The 12,884-nt window shown below is 73.1% G+C and carries 10 protein-coding genes and 1 pseudogene; 2 read left to right on the forward strand and 9 right to left on the reverse strand.

Going from position 1 to position 12,884, the window contains the following annotated elements:
- The first annotated feature begins 129 nt into the window (after positions 1-129).
- Positions 130-1,314 (forward strand): MarP family serine protease, encoded by a 1,185-nt coding sequence (locus LX83_RS07345; protein ID WP_253768444.1) that lies wholly within the window; start codon positions 130-132, stop codon positions 1,312-1,314.
- An 18-nt stretch (positions 1,315-1,332) separates the two neighbouring features.
- Here the strand turns inward: LX83_RS07345 and LX83_RS07350 are convergent, their stop codons facing one another.
- The 5 genes and pseudogenes from LX83_RS07350 to LX83_RS07370 form a co-directional block, all read right to left on the reverse strand.
- Entirely contained in the window at positions 1,333-2,265 is a 933-nt protein-coding gene (locus LX83_RS07350) for an alpha/beta fold hydrolase (protein ID WP_253768446.1), read from the reverse strand.
- A gap of 31 nt (positions 2,266-2,296) precedes the next feature.
- Positions 2,297-2,842, reverse strand: a complete 546-nt coding sequence (locus tag LX83_RS07355) for a phage holin family protein (RefSeq protein ID WP_253768448.1) — start codon at positions 2,840-2,842, stop codon at positions 2,297-2,299.
- 111 nt (positions 2,843-2,953) lie between these two features.
- The gene (nhaA, locus tag LX83_RS07360) at positions 2,954-4,222 is read right to left on the reverse strand and encodes a Na+/H+ antiporter NhaA (RefSeq protein ID WP_253768449.1); all 1,269 of its coding nucleotides are present in this window, start codon (positions 4,220-4,222) and stop codon (positions 2,954-2,956) included.
- Positions 4,223-4,467: 245 nt separating this feature from the next.
- Positions 4,468-6,450 (reverse strand): acetate--CoA ligase, encoded by a 1,983-nt coding sequence (acs, locus tag LX83_RS07365; RefSeq protein ID WP_253768450.1) that lies wholly within the window; start codon positions 6,448-6,450, stop codon positions 4,468-4,470.
- Between the two features lie 241 nt (positions 6,451-6,691).
- A pseudogene (locus LX83_RS07370) lies at positions 6,692-7,267 on the reverse strand (GNAT family N-acetyltransferase); the annotation flags it as partial.
- 102 nt (positions 7,268-7,369) lie between these two features.
- Here LX83_RS07370 and LX83_RS07375 point away from each other — a divergent pair.
- Positions 7,370-8,119 (forward strand): DUF3067 family protein, encoded by a 750-nt coding sequence (locus tag LX83_RS07375; RefSeq protein ID WP_253768451.1) that lies wholly within the window; start codon positions 7,370-7,372, stop codon positions 8,117-8,119.
- Positions 8,120-8,270: 151 nt separating this feature from the next.
- On the opposite strand, the gene murQ is transcribed toward LX83_RS07375, so the two are convergent.
- From murQ to LX83_RS07395, 4 genes are all read right to left on the reverse strand, one after another.
- A complete protein-coding gene (murQ, locus tag LX83_RS07380) occupies positions 8,271-9,206 on the reverse strand; it encodes an N-acetylmuramic acid 6-phosphate etherase (protein ID WP_253768452.1) in 936 nt (311 codons plus the stop codon).
- The gene (locus LX83_RS07385) at positions 9,203-10,132 is read right to left on the reverse strand and encodes a MurR/RpiR family transcriptional regulator (RefSeq protein ID WP_253768453.1); all 930 of its coding nucleotides are present in this window, start codon (positions 10,130-10,132) and stop codon (positions 9,203-9,205) included. The genes murQ and LX83_RS07385 overlap by 4 nt, the downstream gene beginning before the upstream one ends.
- 194 nt (positions 10,133-10,326) lie before the next feature.
- Positions 10,327-10,956: a L,D-transpeptidase gene (locus tag LX83_RS07390; RefSeq protein ID WP_253769119.1), complete on the reverse strand. Its 630-nt coding sequence runs from the start codon at positions 10,954-10,956 to the stop codon at positions 10,327-10,329.
- A 147-nt stretch (positions 10,957-11,103) separates the two neighbouring features.
- A complete protein-coding gene (locus LX83_RS07395; protein ID WP_253768454.1) occupies positions 11,104-12,876 on the reverse strand; it encodes a serine hydrolase domain-containing protein in 1,773 nt (590 codons plus the stop codon).
- Positions 12,877-12,884 lie beyond the last annotated feature (8 nt).

The raw sequence follows: 12,884 nt of genomic DNA on the forward strand, positions 1-12,884 counted from the left end.
CCGGCGGCCACACACCGTGTGCCCCGGCGGGATGGTCCCGAGAACCGGCCCGAGCACGCGCCCCGCGGCGCGGTGCCCGTGGTCGAGCAGGTGTCGTGGTGCGGCGAGCACTGGCCGGGAGGTGCAGGAGTGAACTGGGTTGACCTGCTGGTGGTCGCGCTCGCGTTGCTGGCCGCGGTGTCCGGGGCGCGGCAGGGCATGGTCACCGCGCTGCCCGCGTTCGCGGGTGTGCTCGCCGGCGCGGTGCTGGGCATCCGGCTGGCGCCGCTGGTCGTGGAGCAGTTCACCGACGTGGCCGCCAGGGTCGCGTTCGCGGTCGGCATCGTGGTGCTGTTCGTCGCACTGGGCGAGACGCTGGGCGTGTACGTGGGGCGGGCGATCAAGCAGCGGGTGGACGCCACCCCGCTGCGCGGCGTGGACAACGCGCTGGGCGCGCTGGTGCAGGGCGCCGTGGTGTTCGTGGTCGCCTGGCTGATCGCGCTGCCGCTGACCGACGCGGCCGGGCTGCCCACGCTGGCCTCGGCCATCAAGAGTTCCCGGGTGCTGGGCACGGTGGACTCGGCCATGCCGCAGGCCGCCAAGAACCTGTCGGACGACCTGCAGAACCTGCTGGACGAGTCCGGTTTCCCGGCCGCGGTCGACCGGTTCGACCAGACCCCGATCACCGGGGTGGACCCGCCCGACGCGCGGCTGAGCGGCAGCGAGGTGGTGGACCGGGTGCGGCCGAGCGTGCTCAAGGTCCGGGGCACGGCGCCGTCCTGCTCGCGCTCGCTGGAGGGCACCGGGTTCGTGATCGCCAACCAGCGGGTGATCACCAACGCGCACGTGGTGGCCGGCACCGAGGACGTGGCCGTCGAGGTCGGCCAGGGCCGGCTGGAGGCGACCGTCGTGTACTACGACTCCGAGACCGACGTGGCCGTGCTGGCCGTGCCCGACCTGACCGCGCAGCCGCTGCAGTTCAGCCAGCGGCGGGCCGCGGCCGGCCAGGACGCGATCGTGCTCGGCTACCCGCTGGACGGCCCGTACACGGCCTCCCCGGCCCGCATCCGCGAGCAGCTGCCGCTGCGCGGCCCGGACATCTACGACGACAAGACCGTGACCAGGGAGGTCTACACGATCCGGGCGACCGTGCGCAGCGGCAACTCGGGCGGCCCGCTGATCGACGCGGACGGCACCGTGCTGGGCGTGGTGTTCGGCGCGGCCGTGGACGACCAGGAGACCGGGTTCGTGCTCACCGCCCGCGAGGTGGCCGACGAGGTGGCCGCCGCGCCCGGCGAGTACCGCAAGGTGGCCACCGGCAGCTGCACCTCCTGACCGGGACCCTGGCCCGGCTCAGGCGTGCCGGGCCAGGAAGTTCACCAGGATCCGGTTGACCTGGTCCGGTGCCTCCTGGTGCGGCAGGTGGCCGACGTCGGGCAGCACCTGGTAGCTGGCCGGGCGGGCCAGCCAGCGGCTGGACACCGCGGCCGCGGTGGTGGGCAGCACGACCGGGTCCAGTTCGCCCTGCACCTGCAGCACGGGCATGGGCAGCCGGCGGCGCAGTGCCTCGGCGAACCGGCGGCCCTCGCCGCGCAGCTGGGAGCGCACCGCCCAGCGGTGGTACTCCAGCGCGCTGTGCGCGACCCCGGCCACCAGCATGGCCTCCCGGTCGCGCCGGGCCACCTCGTCGAACTCGGGGTCGACCAGCCACTTCGGCCCGGACCACGCGCGCAGCATGGCCTCCACCGCGGCGGCGTCGTCGCGGGTCAGCCAGCGCTCCGGCCAGATCGGCAGCTGGAAGCGGAACAGGTGGCGGCTGGCCCGGCCCTGGCCGCGCGGGTCGCGGGCGATGGCCCGGCGCAGCGCGAGCGGGTGCGGCGCGGACAGCACCGACAGCGAGCGCACCAGCCGCGGGTGCAGGGCGGCCACGGTCCACGCCAGCAGCCCGCCCCAGGCGTGGCCGACCAGGTGGGCGCGGCCCTCGCCGAGCGCCTTGGTCAGCCCGGCCACGTCGCCGGCCAGGGTCCAGCCGTCGTAGCCGCGCGGGGGCTTGTCCGAGTCGCCGTATCCCCGCAGGTCCACGGCGACCGCCCGGTAGCCGGCCGCGGCCAGGGCGACCAGCTGGTGCCGCCAGGTCCACCAGAACTCGGGGAAGCCGTGCAGCAGCAGCACCAGCGGCCCGTCACCGAGTTCGGCGACGTGCAGCCGGATGCCGTTGGCGGACACGTCCCGGTGGGTCCACGGCCCTGGCAGGCGCACCGAGGACGGGTCGGGTGGCAGTCGCACGGCCGTGCGGATGCTGACTCGCCCGCCTGGCCTAGCGCCCGGTCCGGGCGGCACCGTCGGCGCGGCCGACACCGGCGGCGCGGTCGACCTGGTCGGTGTGCTCGCCCGGGTGCCGCAGCGCCGCCGCCGTGTCGCGCATGGTGCTGATGGTGCGCTCGGGCGCGCGGATGCGCCGCACCTTGCGCACGCCGAGGAAGGCGAACAGGCCCGCGGTCAGCAGCATCAGCGCGAAGACGATGCCGAACGCCGCCGACCGGTACAGGCCGAGGTCGGCGAGCAGTTCGGCCAGGGCGAAGAAGAAGAAGAACGAGCTGAACAGCAGCACCGTCAGCGCCAGGATGAAGAAGACGCTGCCCCGCACGCCCTTGCGGATCTCGGCGGCCACCTCCATGCGGGCCAGCTCGACTTCCGCCCTGATCAGGGTGGACATGTGGGCGGTCGCGTCGCGGACCAGCCCTCCGATCGAGGTCTCCGCCGCGGTGGCACCGGGCGAGTCCGCGGACAGGGGGATGGACGGGAGTGGCGGTAGCCCGGCACCCCCACTGTTGCCGTTTCGGTTCTGGTGGGCGCTGGTCACCGGATCATCGTGCCATGCACGCCCGCCCAGGGCTGGGCGACCGGCCGGACCAGGGAAGTTGATCATGTTCCGGGCCGGTGTCGGCGCTGCTCGCGCCGGTCGCCGCCAGCCTCAGCCTCGGCCGGCCTGCTCGCCGGTGTCGCCACCGGTGGCGCCGTTGTCCTCGTCGGCGGTGTCCTCCTCGGCGGTGTCCTCCTCGGCGAGGGCGAGCAGGTGGCGGCGCCGGCGGTGGTGGCGACTGCGGCGCACCAGCAGCGCGGCGGCCAGCAGCGCGGCCGTGGCCGAGGCCAGCAGCACCCCGGCCTTGGCCTGTTCGGCGCCGTGCGGGTCCAGCGACAGCTCGGCGATGAGCAGGCTCACCGTGAAGCCCACCCCGCCGAGCATGGCCACGGCGAACAGGTCGCGCACGTGCATGCCCCTGGGCAGCACGGCCACCCGCAGCGCCCTGGCCAGCAGGGCCGCCCCGGCGATGCCGACCAGCTTGCCGACCACCAGCCCCACCACCACCGCGATCACCAGCGGGTTGCGCACCAGCCCGCCCAGCGCGTCGGCGCCCACCGGGACGCCGGCCGCGAACAGGGCGAACACCGGCACGGCCAGGCCGGCCGACCACGGCTGCAACCGGTGCTCCAGCCGCAGCGCCGGGGCGGCCGGCTCGTAGGGGTCCTTGCGCACCCTGGTCAGCAGGCCCAGCGCGACCCCGGCGAGGGTGGCGTGCACCCCGGTGGCGTGCACGGCCAGCCACACCGCCACGGCCAGTGGCACGTACAGCAGGGGCGTGGTCACCCTGCGGTGCTGGAGGTAGGCGTACAGGGCGAGCAGCAGCAGGCTCACCGCGCCGGCCAGCAGGTTGAGCTGGCTGGTGAACAGCACCGCGATCAGCGCGATCGCGCCGAGGTCGTCCACCACGGCCAGGCTGAGCAGGAACACTCGGGCGCTGCTCGGCATGCCCGAGCCGGTCAGCGCGAGCACGCCGAGGGCGAAGGCGATGTCGGTGGCGACCGGGATGGCCCAGGCCCGGTCGATGCCCGGGGTGCCCCAGCCGACGGCCAGCGCGAGCAGCGCGGGCACCACCATGCCGCCGATCGCGGCGATCACCGGCAGCAGTGCGGCGCGCAGCCGGGACAGCTCGCCGGTGACCAGTTCCCGCTTGAGTTCCAGGCCGGCCACGAAGAAGAACAGGGCGAGCAGCCCGTCCTTGGCCCAGTCGCCCACGGTCAGGTCCAGGTGCAGGGCGGCCGGGCCGAGGCGCAGGTCGCGTAAGGCGGTGTAGGAGTCGCGCAGTGGCGAGTTGGCCCAGAGCAGGGCGACGGCGGTGGCGCCGAGCAGCACCAGCCCGCCCACGGTCTCGGTGCGCAGGAAGCGGGCGAACTCCGCCACTGGGTTGGCTCGACGGTTGCGCGGCACACACCCTCCCGGGGGTCGGTCGACTACACGGACACCTGCCTGCCGACCAGACTTCCCGGCTCACCTTGACGCGATTTTAACGGACCAGCCCGCGTGGAAAAAGTTGAACAGGCTAACTAACTGATGAGTCCGCAGGTCACCGCGCCCGGACACGACAGGGCCCGGGCGGACGGTCGTGCTGTCCACCCGGGCCCGTGGTCGCCCCGCTGTCGTGGCGGTCAGTCCTCCGAGGACGAACCGCTCTTCAGGCCGGCCGAGATCAGGTCCATCACCGAGGAGTCGGCCAGCGTGGTCACGTCGCCGATCTGGCGGTTCTCGGCCACGTCGCGCAGCAGCCGCCGCATGATCTTGCCGGACCGGGTCTTGGGCAGCTCCGGCACGACCATGATCTGGCGCGGCTTGGCGATCGGGCCGATCTCCTTGGACACGTGGTCGCGCAGCGCCTTGATGACCTGCTCGCCCTGGTCCTTGGCGTCACCGCGGAGGATCACGAACGCCACGATGCCCTGGCCGGTGGTCGGGTCGGTGGCGCCGACCACGGCCGCCTCGGCCACGCTCGGGTGGGACACCAGCGCCGACTCCACCTCGGTGGTGGAGATGCGGTGGCCGGACACGTTCATCACGTCGTCGACCCGGCCGAGCAGCCAGATGGCGCCGTCGTCGTCGTACTTGGCGCCGTCGCCGGCGAAGTAGTAGCCCTGCTCGGCGAACCGGGACCAGTAGGTGTCGCGGTAGCGCTGGTCATCACCCCAGATGCCGCGCAGCATGGACGGCCACGGCTGGTCAAGCACCAGGTAGCCGCCGCCGCCCTTGCCCACCTCCGCACCGGTGTCGTCGACCACCTTGGCGGCGATGCCCGGCAGCGGGGCCATCGCCGAACCCGGCTTGGTGGCGGTCACCCCGGGCAGCGGCGAGATCATGATCGCCCCGGTCTCGGTCTGCCACCAGGTGTCCACGATGGGCGCCCGGTTGCCGCCGATGTGCTCCCGGTACCACATCCACGCCTCGGGGTTGATCGGCTCGCCCACGCTGCCGAGCACCCGCAGCGAGGACAGGTCGTAGCGGGCCGGGATGTCCGCGCCCCACTTCATGAAGGTGCGGATCGTGGTCGGCGCGGTGTACAGGATGGACACCTTGTACCGCTGCACGATCTCCCACCAGCGGCCCTCGTGCGGGGTGTTGGGCGTGCCCTCGTACATCACCGAGGTGGCCCGGTTGGCCAGCGGGCCGTACACGATGTAGCTGTGCCCGGTGACCCAGCCGACGTCGGCCGCGCACCAGTACACGTCGGTGTCCGGCTTGAGGTCGAACACGTTGTGGTGGGTGTAGGCCACCTGGGTCAGGTAGCCGCCGGAGGTGTGCAGGATGCCCTTGGGCTTACCCGTGGTGCCCGAGGTGTACAGGATGTACAGCGGGTGCTCGGCGTCGAACGCCTCGGGCGTGTGCTCCTCGGACTGGCCGTCCACCAGCTCGTGCCACCACAGGTCGCGGTCGGGCGTGAAGTCCACGTCGGTGCCGGTGCGCCGGACCACCAGGACGTTGCGCACGCTGGGCGTCCTGGCCACGGCCTCGTCCACGGCGGGCTTGAGCGGCAGGGCCTGGCCGCGCCGGTACTGACCGTCCACGGTGATGACCAGCTTGGCCTCGGCGTCCTCGATGCGGGTGCGCAGCGCCTCCGAGGAGAACCCGCCGAACACTACGCTGTGGGTGAGCCCGAGGCGGGCGCTGGCCAGCATGGCGAACACGGTCTCGGGGATCATCGGCATGTAGATGGCCACCCGGTCGCCGGCCCGCAGGCCCAGCGAGGCCAGGGCGTTGGCGGCCTTGCTCACCTCGCGCTTGAGGTCGGCGTAGGTGATGGTGCGCCGGTCACCCGGCTCGCCCTCCCAGTGGATGGCCACCTGGTCGCCGTGGCCGGACTCGACGTGCCGGTCCACGCAGTTGTAGGCGACGTTGAGCTTGCCGCCGACGAACCACTTGGCGAACGGCGCGTCGTCCCAGTCGAGGACCTTCGTCCACGGCGTGTCCCAGTGCAGCCGTTCGGCCTGCTTCGCCCAGAACGCCTCGCGGTCGGCGTCCGCCTCCGCGTACAGCGCGGAGGTCGCGTTGGCCTGCGCGGCGAACTCCTCGCTCGGAGGAAACGCCCTGCTCTCGTTGAGCAGGTTGTCCAGAGCCGCGCTCTGGTCCGAGGGCTGGGTCATGGTGCGGGACCTCCTGATCGTGATGTCCGACCCGGACCGGTGGGAACGTTTGCCCTGACGGTAGTGCGACAAGCGGCCGTCCGACAGGCCGAAATCAGTAGAGGTTTAGACCATTGTCACCCGCGGGGCGCTGGTCGGCGCGCTGCCCGTCCGCTGATGAGGCGAAAGTCCGGTTCGCGACGGTGCGTTGTGGATATCCCGTTTGGGATGATTCCCCCTCTGGGTGATGCTGGGCCGGACGCAGTCGCGCTTCCAGGCGCTCCCGCACGCTGGGCCACTCCGCGGCGATCACCGAGTACACCACCGTGTCGCGCAGGCTGCCGTCGCGTCGGATGCGGTGCGCGCGCAGCACGCCCTCCCGGCGCGCGCCCAGCCGCTCGATCGCGCGCTGCGAGCGCAGGTTGTTGATGTCGGTGTGCCAGCCCACCCGGTTGGCCCCGAGCGTGTCGAACGCGTGCCGCAGCAGCATCAGCTTGGCCTCGGTGTTCACGCCCGTGCGCCGCCAGGGCGCGCCGATCCAGGTGTGGCCGATGTAGAGCCCGCGCTCGGTCGGGTCGATCTCGTAGTACGAGGTGGTGCCGGCGACCCGGCCGGCGGGATCGATCTGGACGAACGCCAGCCGGTCCGGGTCGGCCAGGATGCGGTCGATCCTGCGCCGCATGTCGTCGAGGTCGGTCGGCCGGGCGTCCCGCAGCCACGTCCAGATGTCCGGGTCGGCGCCGGCCGCGAACAGGTCGGGGGCGTGTGCGGGAGTCAGGGGTTCGAGCCGGACGTGCTGACCGGTGAGGACGGGGCGGTGGTACCAGGGGTTGTTCACGGCGAGCAGGCTAAACAGCCCAAGTGGCTTTGGTGGATGGCCAGTTTTCGCCAAAATCAAAGGGCCACTTTGCGGTGTCGGGGCGACCGGTACTGTCCAGGCGTGACCGATGCCGATCCGCTGGGTCCGCTGCTGGACCTGCCCGGGGTGCCCGACGCCGTGCGCGACGCCAGAGCGGCGGTGGACGAGGTGCACCGGCACCCGACCAACCGCAAGGGCTGGCCGACCACGGCCGCGGAGGCGTCGGTGCGGGCCGCCCGCGCCTCGGCCGTGCTGGACGGCGGCGGCGCCGAGATCCCGGCCGGCGGTGCCGTGGACGACCCGGTGCTGGCCGGCGCGCTGCGCATCTCCGAGGCCATCGGCCACCTGCTGGCCACCTGGCGGCGGGCCCCGCTGCAGGCGCTGGCCCGGTTGCACGTGCTGGCCGCGGCGGACCTGGTGCCCGAGGCGGGCGAGGACACCCTGGGGCGGCCGCGCGCCGGGCGTGCCGTGTCCGCCCGGCTGGACCTGCTGGCCCAGCTGGTGGCCGGCGGCACGAGCGTGCCGGGGCCGCTGCTGGTCGCGGTGGTGCACGGCGAACTGCTCGACCTGGCCCCGTTCGAGGTGGGCAACGGCGTGGTGGCCAGGGCGGCGGCCCGGCTGACCGCGATCAGCACCGGGCTGGACCCCAAGGGGCTGACCGTGCCCGAGGTGGCCTGCCTGCGCCGGGCCGACCGCTACCGGGACACGGCGCGGGCCTTCGGCGAGGGCGACCCGGACGGCGTGCGGGACTGGCTGCTGTTCTGCTGCGAGACGTTCGTGGCCGGCGCGCGCGAGGCCACCAGCATCGCGGACGCCGCCGTGCCCTCCTGACCGCCGGCCGCACGGCCGGCGGTGGGGCTGCCGCTGGCCGTGACCGGAGCGCTCGGTCGGGTCCGCCGTGCCGGGTTCGGTTGTGCCGGGTTCGGTTGAGCCGGGATCGGTTGTGCCCGGTCCGGTCGAGCCCGGCCCGGTCCGGCCGGGGTCAGTTCTCGTCAGCCGGGACCAGCGCGCGCACCGCCGCCCGCACGTAGCCGTCGTGCTCGTCAAGCGCCTTGGCGGCCGCCTCGGTGGACGCGCCGGTCAGCAGGTGCACCAGCGCGACCTTGAGGTCGCCGCCGGCCCGGTTGAGCGCGGCCTCGCACTCCTGCTCGCCCAGCCCGGTGGCCTCGCCGAGGATGCGCAGGGTGCGCCCGCGCAGCTTGGCGTTGGTCGCCCGCATGCTCACCATCAGGTTGGAGTAGGTCCGGCCCAGCCGGACCATCACCGCGGTGGAGAACGAGGTGAGCACCAGCTTCTGCGCGGTGCCCGCCTTCATCCTGGTCGATCCCGCGATCACCTCGGGGCCGGTGTCCAGCGCGATCAGCACGTCCACCCGGATCGGCAGGGCGGCCAGCGGGTTGTTGGAGATCAGCGCGGTGCTGGCGCCCAGGCTCCTGGCCGCGTCCAGCGCGCCGAGCACGAACGGGGTGCGCCCGGACGCGGCCACGCCGACCACCAGGTCACCGGCGCGGGCGTGCGCCCGGATCTCGGCCGCGCCCCGCTCGGCGCTGTCCTCGACCCCCTCGGCCGCGTTGACCAGGGCGTCCACCCCGCCGGCGTGGTGGGCCACGAACCAGTCACTGGGGCTGTTGTAGGTGGGGCCCAGCTCGGCGGCGTCCAGGGTGGCCAACCGGCCCGAGGTGCCGGCGCCCACGTAGTGCACCCGCCCGCCGGCGCGCAGCGCGGCCACGGCCAGGTCCACCGCCCTGGCCAGCGCGGGCAGCGCGTTGGCCACGGCGTCGGCCACGGTGTGGTCCTCGGCGTTGATCAGCCGCAGCATGTCCAGGGTGCCCATCTGGTCGATGTCCACCGTGCGCGGATTGCGTAACTCGGTGGGCGACTGCACGTAGACCGAGGCCGCCGGCCGATTGTTGGTCATTTGCCCGTCTCCCGCCTGCGCCGCCCGTCCGGGCGCGACCCGAGTCGATGTCCGCTGACCGCCTGGTAGGTGGCTTCCAGCGCGGTCATGGCCGTGTCCATGTGCTGCTGTGCGACGCCGATGAACAGGCAGTCGATCACGGTGAGCTGTGCGATCCGGCTGGCCATGGCACCGGACCGGAATGTTGTCTCCCTGGCCGCCGTGCTCAGCACGTGGTCGGCGACCTCGGCGATGGGCGAGCGGGGGAAGTTGGTCAGCGCCACGGTGACCGCGCCCTGCTCCTTGGCCACCCGCAGCGCCTCCACGGTCTCCGCGGTGGAGCCGGTGTGCGAGATGCCGATGGCCACGTCGTTCGCGCGCAGCACGGCCGCGGAGGTGAGCGCGATGTGCGTGTCGTTCCACGCGAAGCAGGTGCGGCCGATCCGGTGCAGCTTCTGCTGGAGGTCGAAGGCGACGAACGCGCTGGCGCCGAACCCGTAGACGTCCACCCGGGACGCGGCGGCCACGGCGTCCACGACCTGCTGCAGGGTGCCGACGTCGAGCTGTTCCGCGGTCTCCTCCACGGCACGGGCGTCGGCGAACGCCACCTTGCCCACCACCTGGCGGAGTTCGTCGGAGGGGGTGATGGCACCGCCGAGGTCGCGGTTGGTCCTGGCCGCGCTGCGCGCGGTCTCCGCGGCCAGCGCGATGCGCAGTTCCGGGTACCCGCCGACACCGATCGCCTTGCAGAACCTGGTCACTGTTGTCTCACTGGTGCCGGCGGCCTCGGCCACCTCGGTGATGCTGCGGTGCGCCACCGAGGACGGGTGTTCCAACACCACCTTGGCCACTCTCTGCTCGGCCCGGGCCAGGCCGGGGAGCAGCGAACGGATCTTCACCAGTGGACTGGCGTCGCTTGGTTCTGTTGCCGGGGAGCTACTAACCACGTCGGAAACTTACTAACCGCTACTCCCGTGGTCAACGCGGGGATGGCAGAACGTCACCCTTTTGAGTAATAAAGGCGACATCTGAGCAGGTCGTTGTCCCGTTATAGCAGCGTTCCGTAATCGTTGCCTGTGAAGCGCTGCCCTGGCTGGGGGCTGCCCACTGGTCCTGGTGACTGTTAGGCAACCCCCGACGACTAGGCCAGCACCTGCACCGCGTCCCCGGGCCGCAGGGAATCGAAGAACCTCGCCGCGGCGTCAGCGGCCAGGTGCACGCAGCCGTGCGAGGGCTCGGTCAGGCTGCCCTCGTGGAAGGCGATGCCACCCGAGGCGAAGAACACCGAGTACGGCATGGGCAGGCCGTAGATGTTGCTGGTGTGCTCGCGGTCCTTCCAGGACACCCAGAAGCTGCCGACCGGTGTCTCGTGGCCGGGTCGGCCGTACATCATCGGCACCGGCCCGTAGTCGATCCGCCCGTCGGTCAGCAGCCACGCCTGCTTGGTGGACAGCCGCACGCACGCCCGCACCCGAGGACCGCACGGCGCGGCCTCGGGCACCGGCGAGACCGCGACCTCGGCCGGGGCGGCCGGCTCCGCGCTGGCGCCCTGCTGGATCCCGGTTGCCGCACCGGTCGGCGCGGCGCTGCCGGCCGGTGCCGCACTGCTGGCCGGTGCCGCCGTGCTGGTCGCGCTGGTCGCGCTGGTCGTGTCCGCCACCGGGGCCACCGACCGGCCGGCCGACGCGTCCGGCGTGCCGCTCCCGCAGCCGGCCAGCGCCACCGCCAGCGTTCCCGTCACGGCCGCCAGGAGCCACTTGGTCGCCACCATGATCACCCATCCGTTCCTGTCGCGTACTGCCCATGAATATGGGGTTCGCGGCGCGCGGGTTGCACGGGCGACGAAGAAAAAACCGGGTGGTGCCGGGACATCACGGCACCACCCGGTCGGGAGCGGTCGGGGAAGGAGGTCGGTGGTTCAGCGGGACACGGGCGTCCAGGACGACGCGGTCAGCGCCCCGGGGTGGCGTTCGCCGTCCAGCACCGGGCCCCGGCCGTCGCGCACCTGGATGTCGTCCACGAACACGCCGCGCCCGGCGTAGCTGCCGCCCTTGGTGAACTGCCAGCGCAGCAGGCCGTTGCCGGGCAGTTCGGCCGACACCCGCCACCAGGCCCGGTGGCCGTGCCCGGTCAGCGCGGTCACCACGCCGCCGGGCGCGCCCTCGCCGCTGACCCGCAGGCCGACCGGCTGCCAGGTCGCGCCGTTGTCCTGGCTGGTCTGCACGGTCAGCACGTCACCGGCGTCGGTGTCCACGAACGCGTCGAAGCCGACCCGCAGCACGCCGGCGCGCGCGGTGAGCGCGGGCGTGGTCAGCGTGCCGGTCTGCCCGGTGGCCGCCGCGGTGGCCTGCCAGGACTGGCCGCCCGCCCGGGGCCGCACGGCCAGCGCGGTGGCCAGGCCGTCGGCCAGGGCCCGCCGGGCCGGGTTGATCGAGCCCCAGTTGCGTGACGGGTGCACCCGGTTGGTGAGCAGGATCGACACCGACCGGGACCGCGGGTCGATCACCAGGGTGGTGCCGGTGTAGCCGGTGTGCCCGGCGGTGACCTGGCTGCTCAGCGCGCCCATGTACCAGCGCTGGTCCAGCTCGAAGCCCAGGCCGTGCGAGTCGTCCGGGAAGCCGGTGTTGAAGTTGGTCAGCATCTGCCGCACGGTCTCCGGCCGCAGCACCCGGTGACCCCGGTAGCTGCCGCCGTTGAGGATGGTCTGGCCGAGCACGGCCATGTCGGCGGCGGTGGAGAACACGCCGGCGTGCCCGGCCACGCCACCCAGCGACCAGGCGTTCTCATCGTGCACCTGGCCGCGCACCATGCCCCGGGGCGGGGTGGCCTGGTACTCGGTGGCCGCGATCCGGTCCAGCTTGCTGGCCGGCGGGTTGTACCCGGTGTCGACCATGCCCAGCGGCGCGGTGATCCCGGTGCGCACCAGTTCGTCCAATGTGGACCCGGTGACCCTGGACACCAGCACGCCCAGGGTGATCAGGTTCAGGTCGGAGTAGACGTAGGCGCTGCCCGGCGGGTTGGCCGGCGCCACGTCCATGACGGCCTTGATCCGCGCGACCGGGTCCGGCCAGTCCCGCCACAGCGGCAGGAACGGCTCCAGCCCCGAGGTGTGCGTGAGCAGTTGGCGGACGGTGATGTCCGCCTTGCCGTTCACGCCGAACTCGGGCAGGTAGTCGGCCACCCGCGCGTCCAGCGCCACCCGGCCCGCCTCCACCTGCCGCATCACCACGATCGAGGTGAACAGCTTGGACACCGACGCCATGTCGAAGATGGTGTCGGCGCGCATCGGCACCCGCGCCTCGACGGGCAGCTCGGTGCCCTCGCCGTCGGCGTAGCGCACCGCGTACCCGGTGGCCCGGGTGCTGACCACGGTGCCGTTGTGCGCCAACAGCGAGACCGCGCCGGCGAACAGCGGGTGGCCGCTGGCGTCCGGCTCGGTCCACCGGGTGATCCGGGCCAGCGCGTCCTCGATCGGCGCCCGGGCCAGCCCGGCCTGCTCCGGACTGCCCGGCCGCAGCACGGTGCCGGCCGGCGCGAACCCGGTGAACGGCTGGTCGAAACGGGCCCGGCCGAGGTGGTCGGGCCCGGCCTGGCCGGGACTGGCCGGCGCGGGCCCGGTCCCGGTGGGCTCGGCGACCGCGGTGCCGCCGAGCAGCACCAGCGCGGCCAGGGTCGCGGCAACGGTTCGCATCGGCCACC

This window comes from Goodfellowiella coeruleoviolacea, from assembly GCF_024171785.1.
In the GTDB taxonomy this organism is placed as follows: Bacteria; Actinomycetota; Actinomycetes; order Mycobacteriales; family Pseudonocardiaceae; genus Goodfellowiella; species Goodfellowiella coeruleoviolacea.

Bases quoted from the DNA above. Each gene is read 5' to 3' on its own strand.
- acs (WP_253768450.1), bottom strand. From the start codon at position 6,450: ATGACCCAGCCCTCGGACCAGAGCGCGGCTCTGGACAACCTGCTCAAC.
- LX83_RS07395 (WP_253768454.1), bottom strand. From the start codon at position 12,876: ATGCGAACCGTTGCCGCGACCCTGGCCGCGCTGGTGCTGCTCGGCGGC.
- murQ (WP_253768452.1), bottom strand. From the start codon at position 9,206: ATGACCAACAATCGGCCGGCGGCCTCGGTCTACGTGCAGTCGCCCACC.
- LX83_RS07390 (WP_253769119.1), bottom strand. From the start codon at position 10,956: ATGGTGGCGACCAAGTGGCTCCTGGCGGCCGTGACGGGAACGCTGGCG.